The 13,977-nt window shown below is 69.2% G+C and carries 17 protein-coding genes; 6 read left to right on the top strand and 11 right to left on the bottom strand.

Features of this window, described 5'->3' with window-relative positions; translation table 11 throughout:
- Positions 1 to 307, top strand: a 307-nt coding sequence (locus KBX53_RS06500; RefSeq protein WP_210858139.1) for a hypothetical protein, incomplete at its 5' end; no start/stop codon positions are given.
- 66 nt (positions 308 to 373) lie between these two features.
- Here the strand turns inward: KBX53_RS06500 and KBX53_RS06495 are convergent.
- A complete protein-coding gene (locus tag KBX53_RS06495; protein WP_210858138.1) occupies positions 374 to 613 on the bottom strand; it encodes a GntR family transcriptional regulator in 240 nt (79 codons plus the stop codon).
- Between the two features lie 415 nt (positions 614 to 1,028).
- Here KBX53_RS06495 and KBX53_RS37100 point away from each other — a divergent pair, with 415 nt between their 5' ends.
- Positions 1,029 to 1,247, top strand: a complete 219-nt coding sequence (locus tag KBX53_RS37100) for a flavin reductase (RefSeq protein WP_309140721.1) — start codon at positions 1,029 to 1,031, stop codon at positions 1,245 to 1,247.
- Positions 1,244 to 1,417, top strand: a complete 174-nt coding sequence (locus tag KBX53_RS06490; RefSeq protein ID WP_210858137.1) for a hypothetical protein — start codon at positions 1,244 to 1,246, stop codon at positions 1,415 to 1,417. The genes KBX53_RS37100 and KBX53_RS06490 overlap by 4 nt, the downstream gene beginning before the upstream one ends.
- 255 nt (positions 1,418 to 1,672) lie before the next feature.
- Here KBX53_RS06490 and KBX53_RS06485 read toward each other — a convergent pair whose 3' ends face one another.
- Genes KBX53_RS06485 through KBX53_RS06475 form a run of 3 tightly spaced genes read right to left on the bottom strand, consistent with a single transcriptional unit; the run spans position 1,673 to position 3,753 of the window.
- Positions 1,673 to 2,656, bottom strand: a complete 984-nt coding sequence (locus tag KBX53_RS06485; protein WP_210858136.1) for a sporulation-delaying protein SdpB family protein — start codon at positions 2,654 to 2,656, stop codon at positions 1,673 to 1,675.
- Positions 2,590 to 3,108 (bottom strand): SdpA family antimicrobial peptide system protein, encoded by a 519-nt coding sequence (locus KBX53_RS06480; RefSeq protein ID WP_210858135.1) that lies wholly within the window; start codon positions 3,106 to 3,108, stop codon positions 2,590 to 2,592. Before KBX53_RS06480 ends, KBX53_RS06485 begins: the two co-directional genes overlap by 67 nt.
- 6 nt (positions 3,109 to 3,114) lie before the next feature.
- On the bottom strand, positions 3,115 to 3,753 hold the full coding sequence (locus KBX53_RS06475; RefSeq protein WP_130399913.1) for a hypothetical protein: 639 nt from the start codon (positions 3,751 to 3,753) through the stop codon (positions 3,115 to 3,117).
- A gap of 231 nt (positions 3,754 to 3,984) precedes the next feature.
- Between KBX53_RS06475 and KBX53_RS06470 the strand changes: the two genes are divergently transcribed.
- Entirely contained in the window at positions 3,985 to 6,798 is a 2,814-nt protein-coding gene (locus KBX53_RS06470) for a BTAD domain-containing putative transcriptional regulator (protein ID WP_210858134.1), read from the top strand.
- Positions 6,799 to 6,976: 178 nt separating this feature from the next.
- On the opposite strand, the gene KBX53_RS06465 is transcribed toward KBX53_RS06470, so the two are convergent.
- The 6 genes from KBX53_RS06465 to KBX53_RS06440 all read right to left on the bottom strand — a co-directional run bounded on the left by KBX53_RS06465 (position 6,977) and on the right by KBX53_RS06440 (position 10,329).
- Complete coding sequence (locus tag KBX53_RS06465; RefSeq protein ID WP_030333696.1) at positions 6,977 to 7,234, bottom strand: hypothetical protein; 258 nt, start codon at positions 7,232 to 7,234, stop codon at positions 6,977 to 6,979.
- Positions 7,235 to 7,256: 22 nt separating this feature from the next.
- Positions 7,257 to 7,871, bottom strand: coding sequence for an EndoU domain-containing protein (locus KBX53_RS06460; RefSeq protein WP_030333697.1), 615 nt, complete (start codon positions 7,869 to 7,871; stop codon positions 7,257 to 7,259).
- A gap of 22 nt (positions 7,872 to 7,893) precedes the next feature.
- Positions 7,894 to 8,619, bottom strand: coding sequence for a WXG100 family type VII secretion target (locus tag KBX53_RS06455; RefSeq protein WP_210858133.1), 726 nt, complete (start codon positions 8,617 to 8,619; stop codon positions 7,894 to 7,896).
- A 19-nt stretch (positions 8,620 to 8,638) separates the two neighbouring features.
- Positions 8,639 to 8,953, bottom strand: coding sequence for a hypothetical protein (locus tag KBX53_RS06450; protein ID WP_210858132.1), 315 nt, complete (start codon positions 8,951 to 8,953; stop codon positions 8,639 to 8,641).
- Complete coding sequence (locus KBX53_RS06445; protein WP_210858131.1) at positions 8,953 to 9,378, bottom strand: YbaB/EbfC family nucleoid-associated protein; 426 nt, start codon at positions 9,376 to 9,378, stop codon at positions 8,953 to 8,955. The genes KBX53_RS06450 and KBX53_RS06445 overlap by 1 nt, the downstream gene beginning before the upstream one ends.
- 168 nt (positions 9,379 to 9,546) lie before the next feature.
- Complete coding sequence (locus tag KBX53_RS06440; RefSeq protein ID WP_210858130.1) at positions 9,547 to 10,329, bottom strand: methyltransferase domain-containing protein; 783 nt, start codon at positions 10,327 to 10,329, stop codon at positions 9,547 to 9,549.
- Between the two features lie 495 nt (positions 10,330 to 10,824).
- On the opposite strand from KBX53_RS06440, the gene KBX53_RS06435 reads away from it, so the two are divergent.
- Positions 10,825 to 11,274 (top strand): hypothetical protein, encoded by a 450-nt coding sequence (locus tag KBX53_RS06435; protein WP_156057646.1) that lies wholly within the window; start codon positions 10,825 to 10,827, stop codon positions 11,272 to 11,274.
- Between the two features lie 76 nt (positions 11,275 to 11,350).
- Here KBX53_RS06435 and KBX53_RS06430 read toward each other — a convergent pair whose 3' ends face one another.
- Positions 11,351 to 12,646: a helix-turn-helix domain-containing protein gene (locus tag KBX53_RS06430; RefSeq protein ID WP_210858129.1), complete on the bottom strand. Its 1,296-nt coding sequence runs from the start codon at positions 12,644 to 12,646 to the stop codon at positions 11,351 to 11,353.
- Positions 12,647 to 12,976: 330 nt separating this feature from the next.
- Here KBX53_RS06430 and KBX53_RS06425 point away from each other — a divergent pair.
- A partial coding sequence (locus tag KBX53_RS06425; protein ID WP_210858128.1) for a low temperature requirement protein A occupies positions 12,977 to 13,977 on the top strand: 1,001 nt, incomplete at its 3' end.

Here is a 13,977-nt window from a genome sequence, read left to right as displayed (position 1 = left end):
GGCAGTGGATGATCCTGAGTTGACCTCGGCCGCCCGGTTGCTGGTTGACGCAATGAACGACCTTGACGATCTGTTGCAGGGTCTAGGCGAAGCAAAAGAGCCGTTTCCAGCGTCACCGTACTGGACCCCCGCAGATGTATCCGAGGCAACGGACACGGATTCCGGTATGCGGCCGGTGATCCCGCATGGCGCACCCGCAGGTGCACTGGCCAACCTGCGTGAGCTCCGTCGCACGCTGCATGCGGTTGACCAACTTGTCGATCGGGGCGATCGATTGATTGAGCTGTTGTCCGACCGACGGCGGTAATGACGGGACGAGCGGCAAATCGCTTGACCGCTACAGGCCGAGCAGCCAAAAGCCCTGCGAGGAGATCTACTCGGTGACGAAGACGCCAACGCCGGGAAGCGTTTCGGTCATCCCCTTGATCCGTAGCACCTGCATGGCGCGGTCGATCACCGGCTCGGTAACACCGTAGTGCTCGATCAGCTCTCGCCGGCTCGGTAGCTTGGAGCCGGGCTGGAACTCGCCGGACTTGATGCGTTCGGCGAGGTCGTCGGCAATTTGCTCATAGCGGTAACGCGGTGGCACGTCGCTCTCCTCGGTTGGCAACACGAGTAGACCACCTACGTCAGCCCTTGACTACCCAACGGTACCTATGGGAGGTTGCCGAGGAGGTCGATTCCCTCGGTTGGCGCTGTGGGCCGTCCTCGTCGGCGTGGATGTTCGGCGCGTCCCCCGCGTTCGGGCATCCACGCCTCCAGATTGGTCCGGCACAAGGAGACAGCAGTGCTTCCTTCGGCGCGGGCAGGGCAGACCCTGGCGCAAGCGGGCGAGGCGAGTCGGTGAAGCGAGTCTCGTACGACGAGTACGTGCTGGCGGTGGCGCTGACTCTCGCTCGCCGTCATCGGCCGGTCTGGTCCTGGCGACACTGGCGGCGCATCTGCCGCTGCGGAGGCGATCTGCCATGCCGAAGCCGTCACCGCATCCCGATCAACCGTGGCCACTGGCCCAGCCAGGACGGCACGCGATGACGACTCACCATCCGATCAAGCCGCTCTGGACGTGCGGCGGTTGTGCGGGGGAGTGGCCCTGCCAGACCCGGCGGCGGGAGCTGCGAGCCGAGTACGACCGAGCCCCGGTGTCATTGGCCCTTTACCTGGCCGCCCAACTTGTCGACGCCGCCCAGGACTTGGCTTACGTTCCGGCCGGCCACCTGCATCACCGATTCCTCGGCTGGACCCGATGAGCATCCTGCGGGCGGGTGACGAGAAGTTCCACTACAGCGACGGCTCGCACAAGTGGATCCCACCGGACCCGGACTACGACCAGGAGGTCTGGGACGAGCAGGTCCGCCAGCACAAGCATGGCCACCTCAGGAACGAGCGCCCGAAGGTCCGAATCCAACGCGTCGTCTGACGCCAGCAGTACAGCAGCGAAGTACAGCAACCCTTCCCACCGAACCCGACCCGAAGCGACCCCAGCACGCCGTACGACCTCGGATGACACCCGATCGGGCCGGCTCGCCGAGAGTTCACACCGAAGGGGTCGCTGGTTCGATACCAGCATCGCCCACTCTCAGTCGGGCTGTCTTCATGCCTGCGCCACGCCCAGCGCCAAAGCCACGTAACTGGAGTACCAATCCGCGTCGAAGTGCTCGGGCCCACAGGCCGCCTACCGACTTGCTCGACGGGCACCGCCCACCCGCGCCACCACGATCGCCGGCAGCCTGACCTGGTGTCCCACGGGCAACAGGTACAGCAGCAGCGCCCCACTCATCGCGAGACCGAAGGTGACCAACTCCAGGACGACCGCGATACCGACGTGGAACACCAGCCCGGCGACCAGGAGCAGGCGGCGCAGCTCGGCGGGCATCAGCCGGGCGAGGGCCAGGGCGAACTCCAGCACGAGCACCGACCAGGTGAACAGCGTCACCCCCACTGCGGAACCGGTGACCGCTTCGATGAGCGGACGCAGGAAGTCGGGTGGCTCGTACCCGGGTGTGCGTAGCCAGTAGAACATCGCCGTACCGTCGGCCCACTCGGTGACGCCGAGCTTCGCGATGCAGGCGTGCAGATACACGACGGCGACCTGGAGCCAGACGAGAACCAGAGCGGCGTACGCGACCACCCGGCCGGCGCCGATCGCGGTGCCCGCCGGGGGCGGTTGCCAGTGCCACCGCCGGGGGTCGGTGAGGGCAATCGGAAGCAGCAACAGGCTGAGGGTCGCGGTGATGTGGTCACCGCCGTCCAACGCGGACAGGTTCGCGATCACGCTCCACGAGATGTACCAGTGCGGCAGTGCCGTCCAGCGGGGCCGCCAGCCGCTGGCCACCACTATCAGCACGGCGATCGCCGCCCACGCGGCATGCTGCCCCTGCTGGGCGGGCAGCACACACCAGATGCCGGCGGCGGCCGGCCCGGTGCAGGCCTCGGCGCTGTCCATCGACAGCAGGACCGCCGGCGGGTTGACTAGCAGGGTGGCGCAGGTGCCGGTGGCCAGCAGCGTACGGGCCAGCCCGAATCCGCTCGACCAGGGCGCGACGGCCAGGGCGGGACGGCAGCGCCGGCCGAGCCGGGCCAGCCACCGGTCTAGCAGCTCACCGCGAGGCGGGCCAGCCGGGACGGGAGCACGGTCGGCAGGTCGTTCCAGGCCCATGGCAGTACCTCCTGAAGGACGATCCCGATGTCGCCGCAGAGCGTGCGTACGGTGGCGGTGTTGGTCACCGCCGTGGCCCGGGCGGCGGCCAGGCAGGTGGAGGGTTCCCCGTCACACCGGGTCCACGAGGTTCCGTCGAGTCGGCGGGTCAGCAGCGAGATCTCGGCGCTGCGGGCACGGTCCCGCTTGTCCAGGCCGGCCGGGCCGCGGCTGCTGCTCGAGGCGGGCCGCCACCGGCCGTCCCGGTCCGTCGTGTAGGCCACCGGGCTGGGCCGGCGGGGGTCGCGGGTGAAGAACGCCCAGCCTTCCGGTACGAGTGCGCGGGCCACTGTCCGGCCGGGCGGGGCCGGCATCGCAGCCACCGGCAGCACCGCCCTGGTGAGGTAGCCCACGAGGAGCATGGCGACCACCGCGATCCCGGCGATCCACCGGCCCAACCGGGTGTCGTCCACCGTCGACTACCCGGCTCGCAGGTCGCGGGCGATGGTCGCGATGAACTGGTCCTGCACCAGTTTGGCCCGTGGCGCTGGGTTTCCGGCCATGTCCCAGGACCAGTCGGCGAAGCCACCGGCGAAGACGGCCCGGATGGTGCCGACCTCCAGCGGGGTGCGGTTGTTGTTGTCCATGTCGATGTAGGAGTCTGCCCGGACGACCTCGTACGCGTTCTCCAACAGGGCGTCGTTGACCAGGAGCACGGCGGAGTCCACGGTCTCCTTGCCGAATGTCCGGTTGAACACCTCGCGGGCCAGTGCGACGAGGGTGACGAGCCCGTCGCGCACCACGACCGGGTTGCCGCTCTGTACCCGTTGCCCGATCATCACGTCGGACCAGGTGCCCCGGCGGGTCAGCTCGGCGTTGAGCGCGCTCTGGGCGTACCGCAGCGCCGATGTCCACCGGGTCGGCGGGCGCTGCAGGTAGACCAGTCGGAAGGCAGCCGGCCCGTCGTTGAACAGGATCGCGTCGGAGAGTTCCGTGGCCCGGTGTCGTGGCGGTGGGCCCGGCCAGCCGGGGTCGGCCTGGCCGCGCGCCCCGAAGCCGAGGGAGACCGTTGCCAGGGCCAGCACGAGCAGGCCGAACCAGATCTTGCGATGCATCATGACTTCCTCCCGCACAGCAGTGACTCTTCCGGAGCACCCTGCGCCCGGCCGTCCCCGATCGATCCCCGGCTCGTCCCCGGCGGCGCCGAAACATTACGGAACAGAGCCATCGACAGTTGGCTGTGCAATAGCTCGTAGCGGTGGGAAAATCCGCGGTGGCGGGGCTCATTCGGCGGTCCCACGCGGTTCACGGAGAACAGCTCGTGCGGCGCGGACGAGGGCGGGAGGTACGTGAGGTTCGAGGCGCTGGGCCCGCTCCGAGTACGTCTCGACGCTGGCCAGATCTCCCTGGGCGCAGCACGGGAGCAACGGATCCTGGCTGCCCTGTTGCTCGACGCGAACCACGTGGTGCCGCTGTCGCGGCTGGTCGACGTGATCTGGGACGAGCATCCGCCCACCAGCTCGGTCAAGGTGGTCCGCAACTGCGTGTCGACCTTGCGGAGGCAGTTGGCGCGGGCTGGCGAGATCGTCACCGACTCCGGCGGTTACCTGCTTCGCGTCCCGGACGACGAGATCGACCTGCGGGTCTTCGTCGAGCGCGCACGGCAGGGCCGCCGGCTCGCTGCGGCCGGTGACCTGACCGGCGCGGTCGTCCACCTGCGGGAGGCGCTGGCGCTGTGGCGCGGGTCCGCCTTCACCGGAGTGACCGGCCGGCTGGTCGAGGCGGCGGCGGCGCAGCTTAACGACCAACGCCGCAGCCTCCAGGAAGAACGCCTGTCGCTTGAACTCACGCTGGGCGGCGGAGCCGAACTCGTGGACGAGATCGCCGACCTGGTCGCGGCGGAACCACTGCGCGAACGGGCCCACGGGCAGCTCATGCTCGCCCTGTACCGGGCAGGCCGCCGGACCGAGGCGCTCCGGACGTATCACCAGGTACGCCGACTGCTGGTGGGTGAACTAGGGATCGAGCCGGGACCGGAACTGACCGAGCTGCACCGGGCAATCCTCAACGCCGACCCGCGACTGGCACCGGTCACGGCGCCTGCGGCAATCTCCCGGCCGGAGCCCAGCCAGCCGGAGGCATCGACCACGACCAAGCCGGTTCCGGCGCAGCTACCCGCGTCTCCGTACGCCTTCACCGGACGCACCGCCGAGCTTGACGAGTTGTCCGGGCTGCTGGACGCGGGGGCTCGGACCCGCACGGCCATGGTGGCGGTCCTCTCCGGCATCGCGGGGGTGGGGAAGACGGCCCTGGCGGTCCACTTCGCCCGCCTCGTGGCCGACCGGTTTCCGGACGGCCACCTTCACGTCGATCTGCGCGGCTTCCATCCAACCGGTCCGCCGCTTGACCCCGGTGAGGCGGTTCGTGGCTTCCTGGACGCGTTCGAGGTGCCGGCACAGCAGCTGCCCGAAGGGCTCGCCGCCCAGTCGGCGTTGCTGCGCACGCTGCTGGCCGGTCGTCGGGTCCTGCTGGTGCTGGACAACGCCCGCGACAGCGAGCACGTCCGCCCGCTGCTGCCGGGTGGACCCGGCTGCCTCACCCTGGTCACCAGCCGCAGCAGGCTGACCGGCCTGGTGATGACCGAGGGGGCCCATCCGATCACCGTCGACCCGCTGCCGCTCGGCGACGCGCACAGTATGTTGATCCGCCGCCTCGGAGCGACCCGGCTCACCGCCGAGCCGGCAGCCGTCGCGACGATCGCGGCCCGGTCGGCGGGGCTGCCCCTGGCACTGGCCATCGTTGCGTCCCGGCTGGTCGACCACCCCCGCTTCTCGCTGCGGGCCATCGCCGAGGAACTGGACCTGGCCCACGGAGGTCTGGAGGGGTTCACCGACGCCGAGACCGACGTCCGCTCGGTCTTCTCCTGGTCGTACCGCGCCCTGAGCGGTCCGGCCGCGCGCCTGTTCCGACTGCTCGGCATCCATCCCGGCCCGGATCTGGGTGTGGTCGCCGCGGCCAGCCTCGCCGGTGTTCCACCCGCGCGGGTACGCCCGCTGTTGGCTGAGCTCGCGCACGCGCACATGGTCACCGAGCACACGCCCGGCAGGTACACGATGCACGATCTGCTCCGCGCGTACGCCATGGAGCGGACGGACATTGAGGAGGACGGCGCCGAGCGGCTCGCGGTGACCAACCGGATGTTTGACCACTACCTGGCCAGCGCCCACCTCGCCGACCTGCGATTGCATCCGCATCGGGATCCGATCCGGCTACCACCGGCGGTGGCGGGCGTGACCGTGGCGGCCATCGGCGACCGCGAGGTCGCCCGGACCTGGTTCAGCCAGGAGTACCCGGTGCTGCTCGATCTTCTGCGACGGGCCGGCGGCGACGGGTACGACGTCCACGCGTGGCAGCTCGGCTGGGCCCTGACCACGTTCCTGGACCGGTGTGGCCGCTGGCATGACCAGGCATTCGTTCAACAGCTCGCGCTGGAGGCGGCCCGCCGGGTCGGGGACCGGGACGGGCAGGCCCGCGCACACCGCAACATCTCCATCGCGCATCTGCGTCGGGGTCTGCACGGCGAGGCCCGCGACCACCTGTGGCACGCGGTGCGGCTCTACCGCGAGCTCGGCGACCAGGTCGGGCAGGCCCGCACCCTGCTCAACCTGGGTACGGTCGCCGAGCATCGCGGTCAGCCCCGGCTCGCCCTGCGCTACGCCGAACTGGCGCATCGGCTGTTCCGGGCGGCCGGGCACCGAGCCGGGCAGGCGAACGCCCTGAACAACGCGGGTTGGTACCACAGCCAGCTCGGTGACCACGAGCTTGCGCTACACCACTGCCAGCGGGCGCTGCTGCTGCAACAGGAGGCCGGTGACCGCTACTGGCAGGCTCACACCTGGGACAGCCTCGGGTGCGTGCACCACCATCTGGGCCAGTATCCCGAGGCCACCGAGTGCTACCGACAGGCCCTGTCGCTCTGGCGCGAGGCGGGCGAACGCTACTACGAGTCAACCACGCTTACGCACCTCGGCGACACCCATCTCGCTGTGGGCGAACGGTCGGCGGCGCGTGGGGTGTGGCGGGAAGCGCTGGACATCGTCGTGGAGTTGGGCCAGGACGCCGACCGCATTCTGGAGAAGATCCGTACGGTGACGACTGGGTGAGGCTGGCCAGGACGCGTCGTCTGTGGCGGTCGTCTGGCCGCTGGCTCCCGTTCCCACCCGCGTCCTGACCTTGGAGATGCCGAAGCCGAGCAGGACGGCGGCCTCGGCGGGGGAGTGCCAGCGGGGGCGGAGGTCGACACGGTGCAGGGTTCGAGGGGCCCGATCTACGCTTCGGCCGTCAGTCCGAGGTCCGGATCTGCTCCAGGCGCGTCAGAGGCTCCTGGAGGTACTCCATGAGCTCCCGCAGCGCGTCCTTCTCCGCCGTGGTGATCACAACGCCCTCCTCCCACACGGCGCCGACGAGCGTCGTGATCGCCAGGTCCCAGGCCCCGGCGCCGGCGGCGTCCCGGACGATCGGCAGGTACTTCGGGCTGATCTTGGGTGCGAGCTGGTCGATGATCCGGAGGGTGCGCCGGATGTAATCGTTGACTTCCATGGGTCTCCCGTGGGTGCGGTGGTTAGGGCAGCGGGTTGGTGGTGACGCCCTCGCCGCTGACGGGGTGGCCGCCGGAGATGCTGCCGTCCTTGTCCAGGGTAACTTTGCAGGTGATGCCGTCGCGAGTGCCGATGACGACCCAGCCGTCGCCGCCGGGACGCGCCTGAGGGCGGCTGTCGGGGTTGGCGGCGATGCTCTTGAACCAGCCCTCGACCTGCTCCCTGGTGGTGCCGGGCGGGAAGCGCGTCTTGCCGGGCTCGGTGGAGGAGGGCTTGTGGTCGCCATTGCCCTTGCCGTCGCCGTCCCAGATCTTGTCCATCGCCCCGTCGCCCATCTGACCGAAGCGGTCCATGTCGTACAGGGCGTCGGCGAACTCGGGGTCGTCCCAGGGGTTGGTCCTCTTGGGTACCTCGGGCTCGGATGTGTCGGCGTCCTTCGGGCGGCCTTCCCCGGCGCGCTTGAGGCCGTGCTGCTGGGCCGCTCCCACGCGCTTGGGCATCATTGCCGGGTTGAACTTTTTAGGCTTGGCGCCATCGTCGCCACCGCCGTGCGGTGGGGTGGGGCCCGGGGGCCGCTTGTGGATACCCGCCACAGCGAACAGGACCACCACGACGGCGGTGGTCCGCAGAGCCGCCATGAGTTGTCGCATCGTGGGCCGCCTAGACGTCGAGGAGTGCGCGAAGGGCGGAGAGGCTGCTGATCAGGCCCATCAGCCAGCCGAAGATGCGGCCGGTCCAGCGGACGACGGCGACCGCGAGCTGGGAGGCGACCAGCGGTGTGGCGAAGCCGACAGAGAAGACCACCTCGGCCAGCCACACCACGACCTTGGCGATGCAGTCGGCGATGAAGGCGCGCACCACCTCCCGCACCGTCTGCACCAGGACCCCCGCGCCACGGGTCGCGGCACCCATGCCGGCGGCCGTGCCCGCGAAGATCCCGGCGACGTCGATGTTGATGGTCAGGATGTCGCGGTAGGCGTCGGCGGCCGTGCCCTGCCATCCGTCGAGGTCGCCGACCAGCCGCGCCTTGAGGTCCTCGGCGATGGAGAACAACTCACTGGCCATGTTGTCCCAGGTCAAGGCGTGCGTCTCGATGGTCTCGGGGTCCCCGGCCACCCAGACGAGTGCCTGCTTCAGTGGCTCGACCTGCTCGATGGCCCACTCGATGCCCATCGACAGGAGCGTGCTGAACGGGTCGATGACGATGGACGCCCCGTCGAGAGCGGCGCCCAAGCCCGCCACTGAGCCGTCGATCCAGCTGCCGGAGTCGATGGCGGCCTTGATGCCCATGTAGTCGTCGGCGAGCGGCAGGCCGGTCCAGCCGTCGCGGTGCGCGGCGCTTGTCGAAGCGATGTCGGAGGTCGTGGCGACCAGTGGGTTGCTCATGAGAGGGCGCCAGGCCGGCTCAGGTCGCGGAGTGGAAGGAGTTGAAGCCGTCGGTGTTCGACTCCTCGGCCCGCTCGTAGGCGTCGGCGTTTCTCTTGATTCCCGCGGCGAGCAGCGCGATGTTCTCGGCGAGCATCCCCACGCCCTTGTCCTGGTCCCGGTGGCGTCCCTCCAGGATGGGCGGTAAGAACTGGCAGAGCTGCCCGTACGCTTCGTCGGCCTGGAAGATGGTGGCGCTCGCTGCCTTGACGGCGGCGAAGCGGTCGTGAATGGCCAACATGGCCGTGGCGTGCGCGCGCAGGGCCTCGACGTCGACCTCGAACCCCCCGTGCATCAGTAACGCCCCTCTTCGTCCTCGGTGTCGGCGGTCCGGAATCCGGCCAGCAGGGCCCGGCCGGTCGCCGAGTCGGCGCCGACCGTCTCCCGCACGACTTCGGCGGCGGCCTCGGCGAGCTTGACCCGCGCGTTGCGATAGGCGCCCATGATCGCCTGCTGCGTCTGCTCCAGGCTCACGCGCTGCACCCGCGCGGAGAGCCGGACGTCGGCCATCGCCCCCGTGGAGTCGACGGTGACCTCGACGATCCCGTGGGCGTCGCTGGCCGTGACCCGCAGCGCGCGCAAGCCGGCACTGGCGGCCTGCGTGTCGGCGGCCCGGCGCACGGCATTGGCCTGCCATGCCTCCAGGCGTTCCCTCGCATCCTCGGCGTCCAACAGCGGATTAGCCATCGCGCCTCCGTTTCCGTTGCCGAGCAGGGGCATTCGAGGCGTCAGTGTAACCACGGCCCGCCACACCAGGTTGCCCAGCGAATGCGGCGTGATCTGGTCAATCTGGATCTCGGAGCGGTCAACGACGGCACCACCTCTGGTAAAGCGGCAGCTCTTTGTTCCGCTTCGACATCCGACGTTCTTGCGCCGGGTGCTCCCGCCTCAGGCGACGGTGGCGGCGGTGAGGAAGAACGTGACCGCGTAGGTGAACCGCTGTGCGACGACCGCCTCGTCGAACTGGTCTTCGAACGCACGCGCTTCTGCGGGGTGGAGTACACCGCGTTGAGCAGCCGTGGCAGCCCAACTGCGGAGGCCGAGAACGTTGTCGACGGCGGTCGGGTTCCGGACGAGCAACGGTCGAGGTTCGACGGTGATGTCGACCAGTCCGTGTGTGGCGAGAAGGCCGGCATGTTGATGAGCCAGGGTGCCGTTGCGGAGGAGGACATCGGCTCGGAATCGCAGCACGCGTCGGGCCAGGTTCTGGTCGGCGATGTCGAGTACCTGAGTGTCGTAGTCGGGGTCTGCGAGGACGATGCGTCCAACGGGCCGTACCACCCTGATGAGTTCCTTGATCGCGGCCTGGGGATCGGCGAGGTGTTGCAGGGTGCGATCGGCCCATGCCCCGTCAAAGGAGTTGTCGAGAAACGGCAGGTGATGGGCGTCGGCGACTGTGCATTGTGTCACGCCCCGGGCTCGCGTGGCAGCGGCCATGGTCAGGGAAGAGTCCACGGTTGCCACACTGGCGCCGTGGTCATCTTTCAGCGTGGCTGCACTTGCCCCGGTGCCAGCGCCAACATCGACATACCGACGGCCAGGCACCGGCTGGAGCAACTCCCGAACCCGCTGCTGGTATGCCTGGTAAAAGGGCTCCTGGGTGAGGCGGTCCAGTACGCCGACCCACGAGTCCGGGTTTGACTGGCGATCGACGTCGGTGAACCCATGCATGACCGACAGCCTATTTCGGCGATTGAGGCGACGCTGCGTTCCTCTCGCACCTTGCCTGCCACGGCCGCGCTGGTGATCCAACGAGCGTCAGAGACGCACCCGGTGCCGACAGGTCAAACCCGCAGCGACCTTTCCCGCCGGATCGGTACATACCAGAGCGGGGCGGACATGCAGACAGCGGAGAATCGAGGGTGATGACAAGATCGATGTCTCGTTCTGATGTTGCGCCCTGGCGGCCGAGCAAACCCTTGGAGCTGGCCGGCGCCGCACGGCACCGGCCCGCCTCCTCGGCTGGCTTCGGTGAGCATCCTGCTGCGTGGCGACGAGAAGTTCCACTACAGCGACGGCGCGGTGCGGAGACGCGGTACGCGGTTGTCCAGCGTTGTGCGGGATTGATTGATTGGCGCCACCATCAGCGGCGATCAACTTCTCTGTTCCGTAGAAGTGGACGACGGGACGGCTGTCAACCAACCTCGTCCCGGAGGAGTGGAAGTCATGATGCTGCGCAAGGTGTTCGGAGCGCTGGTGGCGTTGCTGACCTTCGGCACGGTGCTGGTCGTCACGGCGGCCCCGTCGCAGGCGGCGGTGGCCTGCTCGGGCACTGTCACCTACAGCTACGCGTACCCGCCGAGCAAGCCCGTTGCCGAGCTGGTCATCTACTACAACAGCACCAACGGCGGCACGAACAGCGCCTGCATGTACCACCGCGGCGCGGCGTACGGCTCCTCGGCGCGGACCTCCGTGCAGATCGCCCGGTGCGCGGAGACCTCCGGAAGCGGCTCGTGCACCGCCACCGCGGTCTCCACCAAGGACAACGCCGACTACCTGTACTACGCCGGGCCGCGCGGAGTGACCGGCACGGCGAACAACTGCGTCGACGCGTACGGCGAGATGGACTGGGCCGGCACCACCTACTGGATCCACTCCGGTCGCCAGGGCTGTTGAGTTCGGTGACGCCTGACCGGTGGCCCGGTGGGATCCGTCCCGCCGGGCCACCGGTGGCCGTCCGCGTACGCCCCCGTCAGGGGTAGAGGCAGGCGGTACGACGGGCCGCGAGCCGCTGGTCGGCGGCGAGGGGCAGGGCCTCGGCGGTGCTGGAGCCGTCGGGTCGGGCCGCCCGCACGTCGAGTACGTCGGTCGGCGCGCCACCGCCGAAACAGGCGACAGCGGCCACCGGGATCTCGGCAGTGGGTCCAGGTTGCACGGACAGGCGGTCGAGCTTCCAGACGAGGTCGAACGGCGGGGCGGCCAATCCAGTCAATCCGATCTGGTGCCAGCGGCGCTCCGCCGGCAGCGCGGAGTCGTCCGCGTAGTAGGCGGCAAAGCCGACGATCTCCACGTTCGTGCCGGTCGCGCTCAGCCGCCACCCACCCGGGCCGGTCACATCGGGGGCGATCGCGAGGGCGATCGCGGCCGGCCCGGGTCGGTCGCCCCGGCAGCGGGACGGTTCCAGGCCTGCGGGCGGGTTGCCGTGCACCACCCCGGAGGCGATCAGCCCACCGTCGGCGAGGGTGAACCAGCGGATGTCGGGGGTCTGGGAAGTGGAGTCGGCAATCCGCTCACCCAGGCAGTAGCCGGTGAGCCCGACCACGCAGCCGGGCGGAATGGTGTAGAGGATGCCCTGGTCGCGGCGGGGCTCGCTCCGGACGTGCACGCCACCGCCGTACGTGACGGCGGTGAAGGCGGCGTCCGTGGTGGTCGCCGGGCAGGCTGTGGTGGTCGTCGTGCCGGCGGCTGCCGTCGCCCCGCTGGCCGGCCACCTCAGCTGGGTCATCGGCACCACGGCGGCGGTACCGGCGATACCGGCGACCGCCACCGCCGCCAGCGCCAGTCGCCGTCGGAGTTTCCGGTGCCGCGGGGGGCTCGCGGGCCGATCGTGGGCCGGTCCGGCCGCGCCGTCGGTTGGCTCGTCAGTGGCCGGGGCGGGTGAATCTCCGGCAGTCACAGTGGATGGTGACTCGGCGAAGGGTGTGGCGAGCGGTTCGGCCGGCGTCGGGTCGGGTGTTTCTGCCCTTGCCGGGTCGGCTGGCGCGCTGGCCGAACTGGCGGGCCGCAGTTCCTCGTCCAGTTCGAGCCAACGCTGCCTCCACTGGGCGGTGTCCCCGCCGCAGGCCCCGACGTACGCGAGCAGCACGTCGAGGCTGGGTTGCCGGATTCCGCTGGCAGCGGCGGAGAGGGTCGAGGCGCTGTAGCCGGCCACCTCGGCCAATCGCCGGTAGGTGGGGTTGCCCGCTTCGACACGTAACTTCCGTAGCTCATGGGCGAAGGACGACAACGGTCCAGCCGTCGGATCTACGGGCCGCTCGTGCCGAGCCATGCCGCTCCCTTGTCCCGGTAGCGCCCTGGAGCGGGGGTGCCGCAGCACAGGGCTCATGTTTCCTGGTAAGTCGTCCAAAGTAGAAAAATTATATTGATTTCCTGGAACGGCAGACGACGGCTACCAGTGTGCGGGGGTGGCGTGGGACCGGCGGTGCGCGCTCCACCGTTGAACGTCGCCGGGTGCGGCCCGACAGGCGGGTCCCGCTCCGGCGAGCTGCAACATCCTCCATCGCGGATGCGTCTTTTGTCCGTGATCGCTCCGGCAACGTGGTACGACTGCTTCAGCGACTAGCCGACGAAGCGAGCGGGCCGGGTGACGAGTAACAGAGTGGCCAATCTGCTGCGCAGGCGTGAGAGTCCGCAGCGGCCGACGTTCCTGGAACTGTTCTTCGATCTCGTTTACGTCTTCGCGCTCACCCGAATTGTGCACGAGTTGGTGTTGGACTACACCAGGGGGCACGTCGCGGAGCGGTTGACCACCTCCCTCGCGGAGAACGGCGAGACTCTGCTGCTGCTGTTGGCCCTGTGGTGGATCTGGACCCAGACGGCATGGGTGACCAGCAGATTCGATCCGTTCCAGCCGCCGATCCAGTTCGTTGTCGTCGCGACGATGTACGGAAGCCTGCTCATGGCGGTCGCGATTGCGGGGGCTCTCGCCGACACTGGCATGCTGTTCGCGAGCACCTATGTCGCGATTCAGGTGGGCCGCACCCTCTTCTTCGTGGGCATCGTGCGCGGTCACAATTTGCGCCGCGTCAATATGTTGGCGCTCATCTGGTTCAGTGCGTCGGCCGTACCGTGGCTCGCCGGAGCCTTCGCTCCCGAGGTGACGCGCAATTCGCTGTGGACGGTGGCCCTGGCAATCGACTACCTGGGGGCCAGGCTCGGCTGGCCGATACCGGGGCTGGGCCGCTCGCGGGTGTCCCCGTGGGCCGTCGCGGGCGAGCACCTGGCCGAGCGCTACTGGCAGCTTGTCATTGTCGCGCTTGGCGAGACGATCCTGACCTCCGGGTCGAGTCTTCTCCGCGGCTCGATCGTGGCCGAACGAATGATGGCCCTTACCTTGTCGTTCCTCACCACGGTGTTGCTGTGGCGGATCTACTTCTATCGAGCCGGCCAGATCCTGGGCGAGGCCATCGCGGCATCCGCCGACCCGGGCCGGCTCGGTCGGTGGGCCGAGTTCGCCCACCTGCTCATGGTGTCCGGCATCCTCGCCACCTCGGCCGGCTCCGAACTCGTCCTCATAGATCCATCCGGAGAGGCCAAACCCGCCTGGGTCGGAGCCATCCTCGGAGGGCCCGCGCTCTACCTCGCCGGGCGCTCAGTGTT

The organism is Micromonospora sp. M51 (assembly GCF_018070305.1).
Lineage (GTDB): Bacteria > Actinomycetota > Actinomycetes > Mycobacteriales > Micromonosporaceae > Micromonospora > Micromonospora parva.
The sequence above is the reverse complement of the archived record's forward strand: the minus strand, read 5'-3'. Positions and strand labels throughout refer to the sequence as shown.